The sequence below is a fragment of the Streptomyces sp. NPDC006872 genome, from assembly GCF_040635845.1.
Classification (GTDB): Bacteria; Actinomycetota; Actinomycetes; order Streptomycetales; family Streptomycetaceae; genus Streptomyces.
The window spans coordinates 89,379-109,388 of record NZ_JBEYIL010000024.1 but is presented as its reverse complement, the minus strand read 5'-3'; the positions used below and the strand labels follow the sequence as shown (position 1 = coordinate 109,388).

At 69.2% G+C, this 20,010-nt stretch carries 14 protein-coding genes; 8 read left to right on the top strand and 6 right to left on the bottom strand.

The features are described 5' to 3' along the window. Positions 1-123: 123 nt before the first annotated feature. Together ABZ725_RS45690 and ABZ725_RS45685 are read left to right on the top strand one after the other, a co-directional pair. Positions 124-2,577, top strand: a complete 2,454-nt coding sequence (locus ABZ725_RS45690; protein ID WP_358808287.1) for a glycoside hydrolase family 3 C-terminal domain-containing protein — start codon at positions 124-126, stop codon at positions 2,575-2,577. Between the two features lie 4 nt (positions 2,578-2,581). Further along, complete coding sequence (locus ABZ725_RS45685) at positions 2,582-4,120, top strand: carboxylesterase family protein (RefSeq protein WP_358808286.1); 1,539 nt, start codon at positions 2,582-2,584, stop codon at positions 4,118-4,120. Positions 4,121-4,129: 9 nt separating this feature from the next. Here ABZ725_RS45685 and ABZ725_RS45680 read toward each other — a convergent pair whose 3' ends face one another. The 4 genes from ABZ725_RS45680 to ABZ725_RS45665 form a co-directional block, all read right to left on the bottom strand. Further along, positions 4,130-4,348 carry an IclR family transcriptional regulator C-terminal domain-containing protein gene (locus ABZ725_RS45680; protein ID WP_358808285.1) on the bottom strand — a complete coding sequence of 73 codons (219 nt, stop codon included), beginning with the start codon at positions 4,346-4,348 and terminating at the stop codon, positions 4,130-4,132. A gap of 33 nt (positions 4,349-4,381) precedes the next feature. After that, complete coding sequence (locus ABZ725_RS45675; RefSeq protein WP_358808284.1) at positions 4,382-5,824, bottom strand: NtaA/DmoA family FMN-dependent monooxygenase; 1,443 nt, start codon at positions 5,822-5,824, stop codon at positions 4,382-4,384. 37 nt (positions 5,825-5,861) lie between these two features. After that, positions 5,862-8,270 (bottom strand): glycoside hydrolase family 3 N-terminal domain-containing protein, encoded by a 2,409-nt coding sequence (locus ABZ725_RS45670; RefSeq protein ID WP_358808283.1) that lies wholly within the window; start codon positions 8,268-8,270, stop codon positions 5,862-5,864. A gap of 254 nt (positions 8,271-8,524) precedes the next feature. Further along, positions 8,525-9,490: an Lrp/AsnC family transcriptional regulator gene (locus ABZ725_RS45665; RefSeq protein ID WP_358808282.1), complete on the bottom strand. Its 966-nt coding sequence runs from the start codon at positions 9,488-9,490 to the stop codon at positions 8,525-8,527. 183 nt (positions 9,491-9,673) lie between these two features. On the opposite strand from ABZ725_RS45665, the gene ABZ725_RS45660 reads away from it, so the two are divergent. The 6 genes from ABZ725_RS45660 (at position 9,674) to ABZ725_RS45635 (ending at position 17,338) form a co-directional block, all read left to right on the top strand. Beyond that, a complete protein-coding gene (locus tag ABZ725_RS45660; protein WP_358808281.1) occupies positions 9,674-10,813 on the top strand; it encodes a hypothetical protein in 1,140 nt (379 codons plus the stop codon). Between the two features lie 41 nt (positions 10,814-10,854). After that, positions 10,855-11,925 (top strand): ABC transporter substrate-binding protein, encoded by a 1,071-nt coding sequence (locus tag ABZ725_RS45655; protein WP_358808280.1) that lies wholly within the window; start codon positions 10,855-10,857, stop codon positions 11,923-11,925. A 169-nt stretch (positions 11,926-12,094) separates the two neighbouring features. Then, positions 12,095-14,434 (top strand): glycoside hydrolase family 2 TIM barrel-domain containing protein, encoded by a 2,340-nt coding sequence (locus ABZ725_RS45650; protein WP_358808279.1) that lies wholly within the window; start codon positions 12,095-12,097, stop codon positions 14,432-14,434. 35 nt (positions 14,435-14,469) lie between these two features. Further along, positions 14,470-15,414, top strand: a complete 945-nt coding sequence (locus ABZ725_RS45645) for an alpha/beta hydrolase (RefSeq protein WP_358808278.1) — start codon at positions 14,470-14,472, stop codon at positions 15,412-15,414. Positions 15,415-15,435: 21 nt separating this feature from the next. Continuing rightward, entirely contained in the window at positions 15,436-16,818 is a 1,383-nt protein-coding gene (locus ABZ725_RS45640) for an NtaA/DmoA family FMN-dependent monooxygenase (protein WP_358808277.1), read from the top strand. Between the two features lie 19 nt (positions 16,819-16,837). Continuing rightward, positions 16,838-17,338: a flavin reductase family protein gene (locus ABZ725_RS45635; protein ID WP_358808276.1), complete on the top strand. Its 501-nt coding sequence runs from the start codon at positions 16,838-16,840 to the stop codon at positions 17,336-17,338. Positions 17,339-17,406: 68 nt separating this feature from the next. Here ABZ725_RS45635 and ABZ725_RS45630 read toward each other — a convergent pair whose 3' ends face one another. Further along, a complete protein-coding gene (locus tag ABZ725_RS45630; RefSeq protein WP_358808275.1) occupies positions 17,407-19,143 on the bottom strand; it encodes a CocE/NonD family hydrolase in 1,737 nt (578 codons plus the stop codon). 130 nt (positions 19,144-19,273) lie between these two features. Further along, on the bottom strand, positions 19,274-19,915 hold the full coding sequence (locus ABZ725_RS45625; RefSeq protein WP_358808274.1) for a TetR/AcrR family transcriptional regulator: 642 nt from the start codon (positions 19,913-19,915) through the stop codon (positions 19,274-19,276). Positions 19,916-20,010 lie beyond the last annotated feature (95 nt).

Genomic DNA, 20,010 nt, shown 5'->3' with positions numbered 1-20,010 from the left:
TGGCCGGGCTCCTGTGAAGGGCCCGTCGAGCCGGCCGCCCGCTTCGTCGGCACCCTGTCGGTGACCCGCGTCAAGAGCACCCGCTGAACCACCCGTACGACCTCACAAGGGAACACACATCCCATGACCGACGCAGAGCTCACGAACGCCGTCGAGGCGGCTCTGGGCAACCTCGACCTGAACACCAAGGCACGGCTCCTGGCCGGCCAGGACATGTGGACGCTGCCCGCGCTGCCCGAGATCGGGCTGGGCTCCCTGGTGATGTCGGACGGCCCGATCGGTGTGCGCGGTGTGCGCTGGACGGCCGACGAACCGTCGATCGCACTGCCCAGCCCCACCGCGCTCGCCGCCACCTGGGACCCGGAGCTCGCCCTCCGCGCCGGTCGCCTTCTCGCCCAGGAGGCCCGCCGCAAGGGCGTCCATGTGCTGCTCGCGCCCACCGTCAACCTGCACCGCTCGCCGCTCGGCGGACGGCACTTCGAGGCGTACAGCGAGGACCCGCACCTCACCGGTGAGATCGGCACCGGCTATGTGAGGGGCGTCCAGGAGGGCGGCGTCGGGACAACGGTCAAACACTTCGTCGCCAACGACGCCGAGACCGACCGCTTCACAGTGGACAACATCGTGAGCGCGCGGGCGCTGCGCGAGCTGTACCTGGCACCCTTCGAAGCCATCGTCAAGAACGCCCACCCCTGGGGCATCATGGCGGCCTACAACTCGGTCAACGGCTCCACCATGACTGAGCACCGCTACCTGCAGAACGAAGTCCTGCGCGGCGAATGGGGCTTCGACGGCTACATCGTCTCCGACTGGCTGGCCGCCCGCGACACCGTCGGCGACATCACCGGCGGCCTCGACGTCGCCATGCCCGGTCCGCGAACCGTCTACGGCGAGGCGCTCGCCGCTGCCGTGCGTGACGGACGGGTCGCGGAGCACATCGTCGACGAAGCGGTGCGCAACGTGCTGAGGCTCGCCGCCAGGGTCGGCATCCTGGACGGCGCTCCGGCGGCGGTGACCGTCTTCCCCGAGACCATCGACGGCAAGGCCCTCGCCCACGAGATCGCACGGCGCGCCTTCGTCCTCGTGCGGAACGAGGGCGCCGCACTGCCGCTGGACCCCTCCGTGCTGCGCGGCGTCGCCCTCATCGGCAAGGCGGCACGGGAGGCCCGGGTGCTAGGCGGCGGATCCGCGCAGGTACTCCCGGAAAGCGTCGTCTCACCCCTCGACGGTCTGCGGGCCGCCCTCCCGACGGGTGTCGCACTGACCTTCGCCGTCGGCGCCGACCCCAGCGAAGAACTCGGCGTCGCCGACCAGGGCTTCGACCTGCGGGCCGTCGTGCGCGACGCCGAGGGTGACGTACTCGGCACCGGCTCGCTGCACAACGGCAAGGTGTGGTGGTCCGGCATCGACCTGCCCGAGGGCGTGTCGTACGAGACGGTCCACAGCATCGAGGCGGTCGGCACCTTCACACCGGGTGAGAGCGGCTCCCATGCCTTCGGCACCAGTGGGTTCGGCGGCTTCACCCTGGTCGTCAACGGCGAGGTGCTCTTCGACGGGGTGCAGGTCTGCGACGCGGAGGATCCCCTCGAAGCGTTCTTCGGCTCCCCTACGAGGCACGGCACCGTCGAGCTGACAGCAGGACAGCCGGTCGCGGTGAGCCTCACGTACACCGTGCCGGACAACGAGGACGCCGTGATCCAGATCATCGACTTCTCGCTGGTGCACGGCGAGCCGCAGCGTGACGCCGACGAACTGATCGAGGAAGCCGTCGCCGTCGCCGCCGCGTCCGAAGTCGCCGTCGTGGTGGTCGCGACGACCGAGCGCGTCGAGAGCGAGGGCTTCGACCGCACCTCCCTCCGGCTCCCCGGCCGCCAGGACGAACTCGTCGCCCGGGTCGCCGCCGCCAACCCCCGCACCATCGTCGTCGTCAACTCCGGCTCGCCGGTCGAACTCCCCTGGCGCGACGATGTCGCCGCGATCCTCCTCAGCTGGTTCCCCGGCCAGGAGGCCGGCGCCGCCCTCGCCGACGTCCTGCTCGGCGCCGAGGAACCCGGCGGCCGGCTCCCCACCACCTGGCCCGTCCGTCTCGTCGACGCCCCCGTCACCCAGGTGGTCCCCGCCGAGGACGGCACCCTCCCCTACACCGAGGGCCTCTTCATCGGCTACCGCGCCTGGCAGCGTCCCGGCGCCCCGGCCCCCGCCTACTGGTTCGGCCATGGCCTCGGCTACACCCAGTGGTCGTACGAGGCGGTGTCCGTCGACGGCCGCACAGCGACCGTCCGAGTCCGCAACACCGGCTCCCGGCCCGGCCGTGAGGTCGTCCAGCTCTACCTCGCCCCGGTCGCCGACAGCGTGGAGCGCCCTGCCCGCTGGCTCGCGGGCTTCGCCTCGGTACAAGCATCCCCCGGTGAGGCGGCCGAGGTCGCCGTCGACCTTCCGGCCCGCGCCTTCCAGATCTGGGACGAGGACGCGTCCGCCTGGACCACCGTCCCGGGCACCTATGCCGTCGAGGCCGGGCGCAGCGTCACCGACTGTCCGGTGAGCACCAAGATCACCGTCGCTGTTGATGAGGAGTGAGCAGTTGTCGGACACCGTTTCCGTAACCGCCGAGCAAGGGGAGCTGGCCGGGCGGGCGCTGGACGACGGCGGATCGGTGTTCGCGGGAATCCCGTTCGCCGAGCCGCCGGTCGGGCCGCTGCGGCTGCGTCCGCCGCGCCCGCGCCGGCCGTGGCAGGGCGTGCGAGACGCCACGGCCTTCGGCGTGTCACCCGCGCAGAACCCCGATCCATGGTCGCCCCCGGACGCCGTCCAGGACGAGGACTGCCTGCAGTTGAACGTCTGGACGCCGGACGTCCACGGCCGCAGGCCGGTGATGGTGTGGATCTACGGCGGTGCCTTCGAGTCCGGAAGCGCGGTGCCACCGGGTACCGACGGGCAATGGCTGATGCGGGACGGCGACGTCGTCGTGGTCAGCTTCAACTACCGGGTCGGCGCCCTGGGCTTCCTGGACCTGACCGGCATCGGCGGCGAGAGCTGGTCCGGCTCGGTCAACCTGGGGCTTCAGGACCAGGTCGCCGCGCTGCACTGGGTGCGCCGGAACATCGGGCGGTTCGGCGGCGACCCGGACAACATCTCCGTCTTCGGGGGCTCGGCGGGGGCGAGCTCCGTCGGCTGCCTGCTGGCCATGCCCTTCGCCCGAGGCCTGTTCCGGCGCGCGATGCTGATGAGCCCGCCCGTCGCACGGATCTACGCTCCGGCCACGGCACGCCGACTGGCCGCCGATCTGCTCGACACCGTCGGCGTCCGCCGCCCCGAGCAGCTCCTCGACATGCCGGTCGAGCACATCCTCGCCGCCCAGGCGAAGATCGTCCCCGTCGACATGGGGGCGCGAGCCCTGCCCGGCGGACGTTCCTGGGGACCGGTCCTGGACGGCGTCGTTCTGCCACGCACGCCCGTACAGGCCGCCGAAGCCGGCGACACCGCCGGCGTACCGCTGCTCATCGGCGCGAACCGCGACGAGATGCTGGCGGCCGAGGCGTTCGGGCAGCCCGGCACCACACCGCCCACCACCGGCGCGCTGCATGACGAGATCGCCGGCGCGGTGGGCGACGCCGCGGCCCGAGGCCTGCTGAACGCCTACCGGGCCGCCGAGCCCGACGCCACCACCGCGCGGCTGCGCCTGCGCTTCCTCGGCGACCACCTCTACCGCGTCCCGGCCGCCCGTATGGCCGAGGCCCACGTCCGCGCCGGCGGCACCGCGCACCGCTACCTCTTCGCCGCCGACCTGCCGGACCTCGGACCGTCACACGGCATGGAGACGGCCCTTGTGTTCGGCAACCACGACAGCGACGACAACCCGCTGGCTCCGCTGTACCGGCAGTGGCCCGACTCGGCGGCACTCGGCCGACGGATGATGACCGCCTGGAGCGCCTTCGCCCGCACCGGTGCCCCGGGGTGGGCCCCGCACAGGCCGGGCACCGCCGACGTCCAGGTGTTCGGCGCCCCCGGCCCCGTCACCGAGCCGCCCGCCGCCACGGCCGCGTCCTGGCAGCTCGCGCCGCACCCGCCGACCGTCCCCGGACGGCGCACACCCGGTGCTGCGCAAGGTACGGATCGCTGAGGCACTACGTCACCTGGGTTCGATCCCGTCGACCGTGGCGTCGGAGACGATGGCGTCCGCGGTCAGTCGTCGTGCGGCGGCGGGGACCGGGGCGGTCAGGCAGCAGACCTCTTCGAGGATCTCGCCCAGGTCGAGGGAGAAGCCGTCCGTGCGCACGCTCTCGATCTGATGGCGCAGAGCGCCGAAGTCGGTCGTCGTTGTCGTCGCCGATGCCGCCGTCCTCGTCAAGAACGGCCCGGAGGGCTGCGGGCAATGGACTCGTCAGTTGCCCCCAGCCGCGTCGTCGGGCTTCGGGGCCAGTGCCACAGCCCCGTGTCGGAACGACGCCCCCACATGACTCTCGGGAAGGGTCACCCGGCCCGCGCCGAACAGGTGCTCGCGGAGGGTGGAGCCCTCGTACGCCGTCTTCGCGAGACCTCGTTCCCGCAGGACGGGCATGATGCGGTCGACGAAGTCGTCGTAGGTGCCGGGTGTGGTGAAGGGCTCGACGAGGAAGCCGTCGACGCCCGTGCGGTCCACGAACTCCTCGACCTCGTCGGCTATCTGCTCGGGAGTGCCGACGAACCCCAGCCCGGTCGTCCCGTGGACCCTCAGATGTTCCAGCATCTCGCCGATCGTCTGCGGCTGCCGCTCCGCGCCCTTGCCGCTCGCGTACTTCTCGACCAGCGACTTGGAACTGTCCTCCGTCGTCTGCCGACTGCCGGGGATGGGCTTGTCCATGTCTGCGTCGGACAGTTCCATGCCCGTGTGGTACGACCACTCCAGCTTGGCCGACTCCAGCGTCGAGTAGCCGGCCATCTCCGCACGCCGTCGTACGGCTTCCTCCGCGCTGTCACCGGTGATGAACAGCGCGCCGCAGACGAACTTGATCGCATCGGCGTCGCGCCCGAACTCCTCCTGCGCCAGGGTACGGATGGCCGCGATGTCGGCGATCGCCTTCTCCGGGTGGCTTCCCGGGATGAAGACGGCTTCGGCGTACTTGGCCGCGAACCGGCGGCCGGCGCTCGACGTGCCCGCCTGGAAGAGCAGCGGTGTGCGCTGCGGGGACGGCGGCACGGGGAGCGCGCCCTCGCACCTGAAGTAGGGGCCTTCGTGCTTGATCTCGTGCACCTTGGCGGGATCGGCGTAGATCCGGTCGGCCTTGTCGTAGACGACGGCGTCGTCCTCCCAGGAGCCCTCCCACAGCTTGAGGGCCAGCTCCAGGAAGTCCTCCGCGATCGCATAGCGTTCGGCATGCGGCCGTATGGCGGTTCCGAACAGGCGCGTGGTGGACTCCTGGTTGGCGCCCGTCACGATGTTCCATCCGATGCGCCCCCCGCTCAGCGAGTCGAGCGTCGAGAGCCGGCGGGCGATGTGGGCGGGTGGCTCCGTCATGGTGGACATCGTCGCCACCAGTCCGAGCCGGGAGGTCGCGGCCGCGATGGCGGACAGGGCGACGAGCGGATCGCCCATCGGGAAGGCGACCGCGTCCTCGACCGCACGCGCCGCCATCGTGCCGTTCTTCAGCGGATAGGCGAACTGGTCGGCCAGGAACAGGAAGTCGATGCCTCCCTCCTCCAGTTTGCGGCCCATGTTCGTCCAGTAGTCCAGCGTGAGGAACTCCCCCGACGTGTTGTCCGGGTGCGCCCAGATGCCGGTGACCAGGCCCGCCATGCTCAGGCCCTGGATGACTCCGAAAGTGAGTGGCTTTCGCTCGGTACTCATGTCTGCTGCCTCCAACTACCGTTCAACTGCGGGCTTTTTACAGGGAAGATTCGTCGGCGCTGCCGAGGAATCGGCCGTCGCGAGGAACGCCGGTCACCTCGCCCGTGATCGTGAGCGTGGTGCGCGCGCGAATGTCGGAGGAACTCGCGCCGATCATGAGGTCGACCTCTCCGGGTTCGACGACGAGCAGACCGCGCGGGTCGATGAGCGCGAGCGCGTCGACCGGGGCGGTCAGGCGGACGCGCTTGGTGGCGCCGGCCGGGATGTGTGCCCGGGTGAACGCCAGGAGCTGCCGCACCGGGCGAACGGTGGAGGCGACCACATCGCGGGCATAGAGCTGGACCACCTCGTCGGCGTCCCGGTCACCGCTGTTGGTGATGTCCACGCTCACCTCGATGTCACCGCCGGCCGTGACCTCGCGGGCGGCGGGCCGGGCGTCACCGTAGGTGAAGTGCGTGTAGGTGAGCCCGTGTCCGAAGGGGAACAGGGGGCGGGCCGGGCCGTCGACGTAGGCGACCTCGGCGCCGGCGGCCGTTTCGTATCCGCTGCCCGCGCGGCTCCCGTGGAAGACCGGGAGCTGGCCGATCGAGGCGGGGAAGGAGACGGGCAGCCGCCCGGCCGGTGCGGTGCGGCCGAGGAGGGCGTCCGCCAGGGCCGGGCCGGCGGCGGGGCCGAGCAACGGCGCCCACAGGACGGCGTTCGCGTTGCCGGTCACCCGGTCCAGCAGGAGCGGGCGTCCGCTGATCACGATGACCACGGTCGGGGTACCCGTCGCGGCGACCGCCTCGACCAGGGCTTCCTGGTCGCCGGGCAGGCGCAGATCCTGCCGGTCGACCTGCTCGCCGGCCGTCACGTCGCCGACCCAGCCGGTGCGCTCGCCGACGACCACGACGGCGATGTCCGAACCGGCGGCGGCTTCGGCGGCGCGGGCCAGGTCGTCGGGGGTGGTGGCCTCCGGGCCGCCGAAGGGGGCGCGGACCAGCGGGGCCGGATCCTCCAGCAGCGCTTCCAGGGCGTCGCTCACGCTCACCGCGTGCGGCTCGACCTCACGCGCCAGCTCCTCGAAGCGGTGCGGGAAGCCGGGCGTGGGGATGAGCCGCATCGCGTGCACGTTGTCCAGGCCGCCGCCCTCGAAGGACACCTCGAACCCGGAAACGGTCGACTCGTGCGCGGCGACTCCGCTGTAGGCCCCGTAGTGCACACGGACCTGTGCGGCGAGTTCCCCGATCACGGCCACCCGCCCGGGCGCCGGACGCAGCGGCAGGACTCCGTCGTTCCGCAGCAGTACGACGGCCTGTGCAGCCATGGCGCGGCTCAGGTCCAGCTCCACCTCGGCCTTCGGAGTGGTGAGGGGAGGGACGGCCGCCACGGGGGTGCCCTGAGTCAGGAGGTGGTCGAGCAGGCCGAGGCGCTCCTTGAGTTCGAGGACGCGCCGGGCCGAACGGTCGACGACCGACTCGTCCAGGGTGCCCTCGCGCACCAGTTCCGCCAGGTCCGCGAACGCCCGGAACTCGGGGAACTCCACGTCGATGCCCGCGCCGAGGGCGATCCGGCCCGCCTCCTTCAGGTTGGGGGCCAGGTGGAACAGCGCCACCAGATGGTCCAGGGAGGCGTAGTCGCTGACGACGACGCCGGTGAAGCCGAGTTCGTCGCGCAGCAGCGTGCCGAGCTTCTCGGGGTCGGCGGCGACGGGAAGGCCGTCGATCTCCGCGTACGAGTTCATGACGGTGGCGAGCCCCGCCTCGCGGACGGCCGCCTCGAAGGGCCGGGCGTACTGCTCCCTGAGGGTGCGGGGTCCTAGGTTCACGCCGCCGCAGTTCAAGCCCCCTTGCGAGGCCGCGTAACCGATGAAGTGCTTGCCGCAGGCTGCCACGCCCTGGCGCAGGTCCTCGCTCTGGAGGCCGCGGACGAAGGCGACGCCGAAGGCGGCCGACAGGTCCGGGTCCTCGCCGTAGGTCTCGTGGACGCGGCCCCAGCGCGGGTCGCGGCTGATGTCCAGGACCGGGGACAGGGCGAAGCGGGCGCCCATCGCGCGCATCCGTTCCCGGGTGTGCGTCGCCATGCGTGCGGTGAGGGCGGGGTTCCAGGTGGCGGCCTGTCCGATTCCGGTGGGGTAGGTCGGCGCGCCGGGGTGAACGAGGCCGTTGAGCGCCTCCAGGTGGATCAGTGCGGGGATCGGGAAGCGTCCGCAGGCCATCGCGGCGTCCTGCACCGACTTGAAAAAGGAGGGCAGCGCGTCCAGGTCGGGACAGAAGCTGCCCAGCATGGCGAGGTGCCCGACTCCATGGGGCGCGATCTCCTGGAACCCCTTGACCAGAGATACGTCAGGATCGGCAGGGGGTGCTGCGAACAGGGGCGCCAGCTGCGGGAAGCCGGGCCCGCTGAGCTGGGCGACCTTCTCCTCCAACGTCAGCCGGCTGAGCAGATCCTCGACGGACCGGGGCATGGGAAGCTCCTCAACGGTTGTCGGACGAGCGGCGTATCTCCCGATGCGGGACTTGGCGCTTTCGTTCGCAAGTCCAGCGCTACGACATAAAACACCACCCAGGCCGGCGTGGCGAGAGCCGTGCGTTTCCAGCTTGTAAGGGATGGGGCGCGAGTACGTGACAGGGTACGCCTGTACGTGCAATCGTACCGATATGCGAATGCCACCGTACTTACCCTCCCGATGACCGGGACAGGACCAGGACGGGACCGGGACTAGTCCAAGGCCTCCGACTTGGCGTCGCCCTCCTCCGAGGACGCGTCGGGAGTGCTACGGAGCCGCTGCTGGAGTTGGCGACGCAGGAGACGGATCCGGTACACCCGGCAACTGATGAGATCGGAGTGCGCGGAAATGTCGCCGACGAGCTGACCGAGTTCCGCCGCGTCGCGGGCGGCGACGTCGAGCGCGAGCGCCGAGGTCCCGCACATGCGCGAGACCGAGACGACACCGGGGCGCCGGACGAGGCGTTCGACCGTGGTCATGACGGTCTTGGGGTTGACGGTCAGGTCGAGCACAGCCCGGGCCAGATCGTGTTCTGCCGTCTGGACCGTCGTCCATATCCGGATGGTGCCCGAGTCGATGAGGTCGAGGACTCGTCGCCTCGCCTGGGAGAGCGACAGGCCGGCCGAGCGGGCGAGTGCCGTGTAGGTGGCGCGCCCGTCGACCTGGAGGGAGCGGATGAGCTGGCGGTCCTGGGCGTCAAGTCGCGTTTCGTCCAGCGCGGGCCACAGCCCCGCTTCGCCGCCCGTCTCGACGGGCGTTCCCGCGCCCATGTAGACCCCCAGAACCGGGTCCGTCGTGACCATGGACACGAAGGGCAGTTGGGCGATCTCGTCGGTCAGCCGGGCGGCATGACTCAGCGACGTCACGTCGAACGTGGCGATCACCTCGGGTTCCCCGATGATCTCCGCCAGCCAGTAGGAGTGCCCGAGGATGGAGTCCGCGATCTGCGAAGCCCAGCCCGACGACAGCCGGACACGGATGTACAGCGTGATCTCACTGGGCTCCACGGAGGGGTGCAGGACAGCGATGACACTGACCCGGCCCGACTCCAGCAGACTGTTCACCCGGGCCCGGGTAGTGGTTTCCGGGAGTCCGACCAGCTTCGAGATCGACCGGACGGTCGCCCGTCCGTCGCTTCTCAGCGCGGCGACGATCAGGCCGTCAACGGCGTCGAGCACATCAGCCTCCCCTTGGTGACATCCCGGGGAGTTTAGACGGTGCCGTCGCTTCGTCCCCGGATGAGTCGAACCGCCGCATCTGTATACGGACCCGCAAGAACCCTCTTCCCCAGGCTCGCGGTTTCTGTCATAGTACAGCCACTTCGGCAGGTTTCGCCGATGCGAGCGGAGGTGAGAGTGGCCATGAACGGACCGGGCGAGCGGCATTCGTTCGAGGTCACAGGCATGGACGTCCGAGAGCTCTCCCGAACGCTGCCGAAGGTCGACGTGCACTGTCACCTCATCGGCTCGATGCCTCGCGACACCGCTGTCGAGTTGGCGAGACGCAACAAGGTGAGCGCCAGCCGTTCGGCGATCGAGGCGGCGTACGACCTGCGGCGGCACAGCGGGGAGGCGCGGGAGCATGCCTTCTTCGACGCGTTCGAACTGCTGGGGTCTCTCGTGCGGACGCCCCGTGATCTCAGTGACGCCGTCTACGGGCTCGTGGCTCATGACGTGCGTGCCAGTAACCTCCGCTACCTCGAACTCTTCGTCAACCCGACCGCGCTCGCCCGTACCGGCATGTCGTTCACCCGGATCCAGGACGGGCTGATCGACGGCGCGAGAGCGGCCGAGGAGGACTTCGGTGTCCGGACCGGCTTCATCGCGTGCGTCCTGCGCGACGAGCCCGTCTCGTACGCCGAGGAGATGCTCGACCAGCTGATCGCGCACCGGCGCGAGGAATTCATCGGTATCGGTCTTGACGGACCGGAATTCCTCGACGAACATCGCCCCATCCACTTCGCCGACGTCTATCGTCGGGCACGCAGGCACGGATTCAAGCGCACCGCGCATTACGTGCGGTACGGCGCCGCCGAATACTCGGTGTACACCGATCTCCTGGACTGTGACCGAATAGACCACGGCTACCCCGTCATCGAGGACGAGCCGGTCCTGCGCCGCGCCGCGGAATCGGGTGTCCCGTTCACCGTCTGTCCGACGATCACGCAGCTCGTCGCAGGAGACGCCCTCCCCGAATACAGTCGGCCCGAGACTCATCCGATCGGCACGATGCTGCGAGGCGGCGTCTGGATCGTTCCCGGGACCGACGACAAATCGATGGTCCACACCGACATCGGAACCGAATACGGCACCATCGCCGACTGGTACGGACTGAGCGCCGAAGACGTCGTTCAAGCATCGCTCGACGGCATCTCGGCGACCTGGCTCGACAAGAGCGACAAGGCATCGCTCCGGCGCGATTTCGAGAACGAGATCAACCGGCTGACGGCCCGAGCGACAGAGGTCGCACCGGCAGCCGCGGCCCAGCAGAATCCCTCATGAAACAGGTGCCCCCCAGCACGTCTAAAAAGGAAGTGCTCGCTATGGCCAGAGACATACGAGAAGGCGCACCGGTTTCGCGTCGCTCCATCATTCGCCTCGGATCCGCCCTCGCCGTCGGCACGCTCGTGCTGACTGCGTGTACGGACAGCGGCTCCGGAACGGACACCGGATCCGCGGCCGGTGCCGGCACCAAGCTGACCACCGTCACGTTTGCGCTCGACTTCATGCCGAACCCCACGCACAACGGCCTCGCGTACGCCATGCAGAAGGGTCTGTTCGCGAAGGAGGGGATCAAGCTCAACATCCTCCCCGTCGGCAGCACGGCTTCCGACGCCCTCATCTCGGCGGGACAGGCGGACGCCGGCTTCACCAGCAACTACGCGACCGCCCTGACCAGCGTCTCCGCCGGGGCGCCGCTCAAGGCGATCTTCTCGGCGATGCCGCACGACCCGTCCGCCATCACGGTCCTCAACTCGTCCGGCATCACCTCGCCCGCCCAGCTGGCGGGCAAGACCTACGGCGGGTACGGCAGCAAGCTCGAACTCGCGCTGATCAACTCGATGATCGCGAAGGCCGGGGGGCACGGCAAGGTCAAGCAGGTGGTGCTTCAGGTCGGTTCCACCGAGGCGCTGAAGACCAAGAAGGTCGATGTGGCGGTCACCTGGCCCGACCAGGAGTACGACTTCGCCCAGAGCGGCATGAAGTACACAAGGTTCCTGCCGGCCGACTACGGTCTCCCGGAGGCATCCGGTCTCCTCATGCTGGGCGGCAACAGCTTCCTCCAGAAAAGCCCTGACGTCGCCCGCGGTCTGGTGAAAGCCATGGCTGAGGGGTACAAGGCCGCGATCGCCGATCCGAAGGCCGCGAACGAGGCGCTCATCGCCCAGTTCCCGAACGCCAATATCAGCGCGAAGCTCGCCACCTACGTCTCATCCCGCGAAGCCAAGGGCATGGTCAACCCCTACGGTCCGATCGGCACCCAGTCGGTCCAGATCTGGCAGACCTACGCCGACTGGATGATCAAGCAGGGAATCCTGACGGGGGCCGACGGCAAGCCTCTCAAGAGTATCGACGTGAAGTCCTTGGTCACGAACTCCTACCTGCCCAAGTAAAAGCCCGGGCGCCCTGTCCGCTGACGCTCGGCGCGTATCTTCGCAAAGGACGAACTCGATGTTTCGCCAGTCTTTCAATCGCGGTTGGACCACAGGTCCCGCCGAGACGAGTTTCGCCAGCGCCGTAGGTGGCGAAGACGATCAGGAAGTCACCCTCCCGCACGACTCCGTGCGGGACCTGACGCGCAGTGCGACAGTTTCCGAGGGCGCCCACACGGGTTATTTCCCGGGCGGCTACTTCCAGTACTCCAAGAGCTTCGACGTGCCCGAAGCCTTCCGTGAGAAAAGCGTCTTCCTCGAATTCGAAGGCGTCTACCGGGACGCGGTCGTGTACATCAACGAGGAGTTCGTCGCCCAACGGCCGAACGGATACAGCCGGTTCAACGTCAAGTGCGACCCGTATCTGCGCTACGGGCAGCCGAACTCGATTCGGGTGGAGGCCCGTGCCCACCTCGATTCGCGGTGGTATTCGGGTGCCGGAATCCACCGTGACACGTATCTGGTCGTCGGCGACCCGGTGCACATCGTCCTGGACGGCGTCCGCGTCACCACCCCGCAGGTCGACGACGAACTGGCCGTGGTCGTCGTCGCTGTGACGGTGGTGAACGAGGAGCGCTTCACCAGGACGATGCGGGTGTCCACGGCCATCACCGCGGCCGACGGGACCACGGTCGCCGAAGGCACCGCGCCTGTCACGCTGCTGCCGGGCACGAGCGCGACGGCGCGGCTGCGCCTGCACGTCCCGCGGCCGGCCCTGTGGGACGTCGACTCGCCGAACCTCTACGTGGCCCGCACCACCTTGAGCGACGGCGAGGGCGGTGGCGAGGCCGTGGACGAGGAGCACACCACCTTCGGCATCCGCACCCTCCGACTCGACCCGGCGCGGGGGCTGCGGATCAACGGCCGGACTGTGAAACTGCGCGGCGCGTGCATCCACCACGACACCGGTCTGCTGGGCGCGGCCGCCATCGCGCGCGCGGAAGAGCGCCGTATCGAGATCCTCAAGGCGGCGGGCTTCAACGCGGTGCGCAGCGCGCACAATCCGCTCAGCGTCGCGGCGCTCGACGCCTGCGATCGGCTGGGCATGCTCGTCCTGGACGAGGCGTTCGACGCCTGGACCAAGCCGAAGCGGCCCTTCGACTACTCGCTGGCGTTTCCCGAGTGGTGGGAGCGGGATGTGGAGGCGATGGTCACGAAGGACTTCAACCATCCGAGCGTGATCATGTACTCCATCGGCAACGAGATCTTCGAGGCGGGCAGCCCGGTCGGCTCGACCTGGGGACGCCGACTCGCCGAGAAAGTACGGGAGTTGGACGACACGCGGTACGTCACCAACGCCGTGAACGGCCTGGTCGCCGTACCGGACGAGCTGCCCTCCCTGGTCGTCGGTTCGACCGAGGGACCCAGCGACATCAACTCCCTGATCACCGCACTGGGCGAGAAGATCAACGAGTTCAGCGCGTCGCAACTGGTCAGCGAGCGGACCGAGGAGTCCCACGCCGTACTCGACGTGTCCGGGATCAACTACGGCGACGCCCGGTACGTACCCGACGCCATCAGTTTCCCGAACCGGCTGATCGTCGGCACCGAGACCTTCCCGGGCCACATCGACGAGCTGTGGCGGCTGGTGAGCGAGAACAGCCATGTGCTGGGCGACTTCACCTGGACCGGCTGGGACTACCTCGGGGAGTCGGGAGTCGGGCGCACCGACTACCTGGACGACGGCCCCAAGGAGGACATGCTCGGCGGCATTCACGACGTGTTCCCGGCGCTGACCGCCGGCTGCGGCGACATCGACATCACCGGTCACCGGCGTCCCATGTCGTACTACCGGGAAACCGTGTTCGGGCTGCGCAAGCAGCCGTACATCGCCGTGCACCGGCCGCAGTTCCACGGCCGGGCGATGTTCCAGACCCCCTGGTCCTGGGCAGACGCGGTCTCCAGTTGGAGCTGGGACGTCGAGGCGGGGTCGCCGGTCACCATCGACGTCTACAGCTCCGCCGACGAAGTGGAACTGCTTCTCGACGGCGCGCCGTCGGAGCGGCTGAAGGTCGGCGGGCACAAACCCTGCATCGCACGCTTCGAGTCGGCCTACCGGCCCGGTGAGCTGACGGCGGTCGCCTATCGGGCGGGTGTCGAGACGGGACGCAGCGTCCTGCGCAGTGCCGGCGACAGCCTGCGACTGGCCGTCGCGGCAGACCGGTCCGACATCCGCGCGGACGACAAGGACCTCGCCTACGTCTCCATCGAACTGCACGACGCCGAAGGCAACTTGGCCAGTCACCGGGACCGTCGGGTCCACGTGGAAGTGACCGGGCCGGCTGTCCTGGCGGGCCTGGGCACCGGGCGGACGCACACCGAGGAGCGGTTCGACGCCGACGCCTGCACCACCTTCGACGGCCGTGCCATGGCCGTCGTCCGGCCCACCGGCCCCGGGGCCGTCCAGGTCCGCGTCCGCGCCGAGGGCTGCCCGGAGGCCACCGCCACCGTGCACGCCGTCGACAACTGACACCGCGCAGTCCATCACCAGAACCGAGGAGTCCCATGCCGCTCGATCCCCTTCTGGCCGACAAGGTCGCCCTGGTCGCCGACGTCACCCGGGAGCAAGCCCTCAACGCGGACGAGGCACTCTGGGACAGGTTCACCAAGGTGTTCAGTGACAACCGTCCCTACGACCAGCCCGACGTGGACGTACGCGACGAGACCATCGCCGGGTTCGAGGGGCTGCGTGTGCGGGTGTACACGCCCGCGTCCGGCGTCCGCCCCGGGCGGCAGGCGTTCGTGTGGGCCCACGGCGGCGGTTTCGTCGCCGGCACCCTGGACGACCACGAGGCCGACACCGTCAGCCGGGACCTGTGCGCCCGCGCCGACACGGTCGTCGTGTCGGTCGACTATCCCCACGCCAACGGCTCGACCGTCCGCTACCCCACACTCCACCGCGCCCTCGCCGAGGCGTTCCGGTGGACCCTGCGCAACGCGGCCGAACTCGGCATCGACGCCGACACCGTCGTCCTCGGCGGCGCCTCCGCCGGCGGGAACCTCACCATGGCCGCCACCATGGAACTCCGGGACAACGGCGAACGCGTGCCCGCCCGCCTGCTCCTGGTGTACCCGGCCCTCAGCGCGACGTTCACCACCAGTGAGCCGCACGAGAAGCTGATGGCGGACATCCCCCCGCTCTTCCGCTTCGAGCAGGAAGCCATCGGCAGCATCTTCCACACCTACGCCGCCGGCGAGACCGACACCCCGTACCTGTCGTTCGAGAACATGCCGTCCCTGGGCGAACTCCCGCCGATGCTCGTGGTCCTCAGCGAGTACGACGATCTGCGCCCCCCGGCCGAAGCCGTCCTGGCCCGGGCCGAAGAGGACGGACTGCGCGTCGAACGGTACTTCGCGGCCGGCGTCATCCACGGACACCTCAGCATGCTGCCGCTTCTGCCGGAGACCCGCGCCACGCTCGACCGTATGGCCGCCTACCTGCGGCTCTGAACGACCCAAAGAGAGAGACACATGAGCCCACTGATCTTCGCATCGTTCCAGGCGCTGAGCCCCAACGGAGTGATCGGCTCCAGTTGGCGGGACCCCTCGAACACTCAGACCGACTATCTGATGATCGAGCACTGGACCGAACTCGCCAAGAAGCTGGAGTCGGGAGGGTTCGACTTCCTCTTCTTCGCCGACACCTACGGCTACCCCACCCTCGACGGCGACCTCATCCCCTTCGCCGTCGAAGCCGGGTACAACATCCCCATGGCGGACCCGATCACCATCGTGACGGCGATCGCCGCGGCCACCTCCAAGCTGGGCGTCGTGCTGACCAACAGCACGACGCACGAGAAGCCCGCCGCTCTCGCCCGCCGCTTCGCGACCCTCGACCACTTCACCAAGGGACGCATCGGCTGGAACATCGTCAGCGGCGGTGGCCAGTCGTCGTCGACCGCGCTCTTCGGCGAACCGATGATCCCGCACGACGAGCGCTACCTGCAGGCCGACGACTACCTGCAGATCTGCCTGCGCCTGTGGGAAGCGTCCTGGGCCGACGACGCGCTTCGCGTGGACCGGGAAGCAGGCGTCTACGCCGAACCCGGCGGCGTCCGGCAGGTCTCCTACGAGGGCACGTACCTGCGGACCAAGGGCATCCTCACCGTTCCCCCGTCCCCGCAGCGCACCCCCCTGCTGCTCCAGGCGGGCACCTCCTCGGCCGGCCGTGACTTCGCCGCCCGCTACGCCGAGTGCGTCTTCGTCGGCGGTGGCGATCCGGCGGTCGTCGAGCGCAACATCACCGCCATCCGGGACCGCGCGGAAGAGATCGGCAGGCCGCGGGACTCGGTCAAGTTCCTCGTCGGTGCCGGCTTCGTCGTGAGCACCACCGAGGCGGACGCCCAGCGCAAGTACGACAGCCTGCTCAGCTTCTCGACCCTGGAGCACGCGGCGGCGACGTTCGCCTGGTCGACCGGCGTCGACCTGCTCAAGTTCGACCTGGACAAGCCGCTCCCGGAGGTGCACAGCGAGAGCGGCCAGACCAACCTCGACCGCTACCGCTCGGCGGACGGCAACGGCCCCACCGTCCGGGAGATCCTGGAGGACTACCGCCGGCACGGCATCAACGGCACCACCTTCATCGGCACCCCGGAGAAGGTCGCCGACGAGGTCGAGGCCTTCGTGGCCGCCACCGGCGCCGACGGATTCCTCGTCCAGCAGCACATCACTCCCGGCACGCACGACGACTTCATCGAACTGCTCAGGCCGGAGCTGCTGAAGCGCGATCTGATGCGGCCCACCCGTGAGGACGTCACGCTGCGGGAGCAGCTTCTCGGCGCGGGGCCGCGCGTGGCAGCGACCCACCCCGGGGCGGAGCTCACGTTCACGACGACACCGTCAGCCGATGACTAGACGACTTGGGGGAACAGCCGTGTCTATTCTTCATGAGCCCTCCGACATGAAGCTGCTGCGGCGGACGTTCGGCGCCTACCCCTCCGGAGTGGCGGCGCTGGCCGCGACCGTCGACGGTGAGCCCACGGTACTCGTCGCGTCGTCCTTCACGGTCGGCGTGAGCCTCGAGCCGCCGATGTGCCTGTTCGCGGTGCAGAACACCTCGACGACCTGGCCGGTCCTGGCCCGCGCCGAACGCCTGGGCGTCTCCGTCCTGGGGATCAGCCACAGCGCACAGGTCCACCAACTGGCCGGCAAGGACAAGGCCGCACGGTTCCGCGGCATCGAGGTCACCGAGCTGGAGTCCGGCGCCCTGCTCATCAACGGGTCGCCCGTCCACCTCGAATGCCGCGTGGTGCACGACTACGCGGCCGGCGACCACCGGGTCATCGTCCTCGGAGTCCTCGCGACGAACACGAACCCCGAGCAACTGCCGCTGGTCTTCCACAACTCTCGGTTCCACACCCCCGTGGCCGTCTGAGCCACACCGGACCAGCCGGCGCACCTCACAATGACGTGGGCCGCGCCTCAACTGCTCTGCGAGCCCTCCTACTTGACCACAGGAAGCTCCACATAGGTCTTGCCGCCGAGATGTACGGTCACGTCTCCGAGCGGGTTGGCGGGGACGATCCGCGGATAGTCCCCGCCGCCGATCGTGATACGCAGCTTCTCTCCCGGCTTGAACTGCCAGTGTGTCTGGCCTAGTTGGATCGTGTACTGCGTCGGCGCGCCGGGAGTGACGGGCTTGGCCTTCTCCAGGCTGTCCCTCAACTGGGCGCGCAGGTAGCCCGTTTCGACCGGCAGGACGCGGCCGTCGGGCAGGACGGTCTCCAACTTGCTGACGAAGTACGTGTCCTTCGTGTCGATCGACGCGTTCAGGTGCAGCGTGACCGGGCCGGCGAGTGTCGTGTTCGATGTGAACGCCGGGAGGGTGAAGGTGGCCCGGTCGGTCACATAACGGCCGTTGGACAGCACATTGTTCTGTTCCGCCGTGGCCTGGTTCTGGCCCGGGTCGTAGGGCAGGGATCCGGTGACGGCGGCTGATGGTCCGTCCATCGGGTTCACCTGGTAGCGGTATCCCGTGGACGCGGGCGCGTTCTCGGCGAGCGTGCCGTCCGATGTCGGATACAGGCGTGAGCCCGCAGTCGCCGCCGAGGGCCACTGGTCGTATCCGTGCCAACTGCCCGCCGCCTTGGCGGAGGTGGACGCGTAGCTGATCACACGGTCCGGGGGCGGTTGTGCCCCGGGGAGCTTGGCCAGCCAGTGGTCGAACCACTGGAGTACGACGGAGAGCGAGATCGAGTTCGTGGGGTCGATGCCCTGCAGGGCCGGGTCCAGTCCCGGGATCTGGAGGAAGCCGCCGTGGATCCACGGTCCGTTCAACAGCCAGGTCTGCTGGGGCCGTTGCTCGAGCGCGTCGAAGCCGCCGTTCTTGAAGATGTCGAAGTAGCCGCCGATGTGCAGCGCCGGGACCTTCACATCGTGCAGTTTGTTGGTGGTGACCGCCTGCTTCCAGTAGCCGTCGTAGAGCGGGTTCTGCTGGAAGCTGCGCAGCGTGCTGGTGTGGTCGGCGGGGCTGAGGATCGGGCCGCCGTTGGCCCACCAGGTGCCGTTGGTCGACGGGACTCCGCCGGGGTACACCCACTCCGAGTAGATGTTCGTCGGGGAGACTATAGGGATGATGGCGCGCAGGTGCGGCGGCTGGAGTGCGGCGGCGCGGTAGGACGAGATGGAGCCGTAGCTCTGCCCCATCTGGCCTACGTCGCCAGTCGAGTTGGGCTGTCGTGCCAGCCACTCGATCAGGTCGTGGTTGTCGGTGGCCTCCTTGGGCTGGAACCACGAGGGGAAGGTGCCCGTCGAGCTGCCCGAGCCTCGGACGTTGCAGGTCAGAACGTTGTAGCCGCGCTGGGCCAAATAGCTGTTCGCCGGATTCCGGCGGTACATCCGGTACGGCGTGAAGTCGACGAGCAGGCTCGGGTGCTTGCCGCTGTCGACCTTGCCGTCGTGGCCCGGCTTGTAGAGGTAGCAGTCGAGGCGGGTGCCGTCCCGCATGGGCACGCGCACCTCGGTGTCGATGCTGTCGTACTGGGCGGGCCGGTCGTAGCCGAGCCAGTCGTGGATCGCCTTCGGGGCGGGCGAGTTCAGCAACCCGGGGGTCGGATACGAGTCCGCCGCGGAACCGCCGGTGGAGCTCGCCGGGGCCGAGGCGAATCCGGCCAGGGTCAGCGCGGTGGCCACGACCGCGGCCATCGCTCCGGTGCTCCATGAGCGGGGAAGACGTGCCACAGCGCCACTCCCTTGTGATCAAGCTGTGCGGGTACGTAATCGCGTACGTTAGTACCGTGATATGAACCGGTCAACGGTCGCGCACCCTACTGAAGCCATGCGGCGCCGTCTGTCAACACCCGCTGACGTACTACCGCTCCGCGTCGGCCGCGTGTCCGTCGTCCGGCGGGAGGATGAGGTCGAAGAAGCGGTTGAGGGGCTCGATGATGTCGAGGTCCTGGTTCAGGAGCCACTCCATCTGCAGACCGTGCAGTACGGCCTGGAGGAGAGCGGCCGCGCTGTCCGGGTCCAGCCCGTCCCGCAGCTCCCCCTGTGCCGCGCGCTCCCGCATGGCCTGGGTCGTATAGACACGTACTCGTTCGTGGCGGTCGACGAAGTACGCGTGGGCCGGATGGTCCGGACGCGAGGCGGCGGCGGCCAGTTCCGCCCACAGACGCATCAACTCGGGCGTCTTCTGGTGCCCGCGCAGAATCTCCGCGAGGTACCGCACAGGCGAGTCCGGACCACCGCTGCCACCGCCGTCGTCGCCTCCGGCGAAGGCGAGTTCCCATTCCTCGTCGTCGCGCTTCGCGAGAACCGCGGTCAGCAGTTCGTCCTTGTTCTCGAAGTGGTGGAGCACGGCGGCGTGGCTGATGCCGGCCCGCTTCGCGATGTCCCGAAGTGAAGCCCCCCCGTGACCGTGCTCGGCGAAGCTGTCCCGTGCCGCGCGGATGATGTCCGCCCGCCGGGCCGCCGTCTTCGCGTACGGCCCGCGCACCTTTGCCCGGTCCACGTCACGTCCCCTCGCTGGTGGCCGCGCCTGTCGACGGCGGCCGGAGTCGGGTCCCCATCGGAGCTGCCTCTGGCACCGTAGCGCCCCTCCCCCAA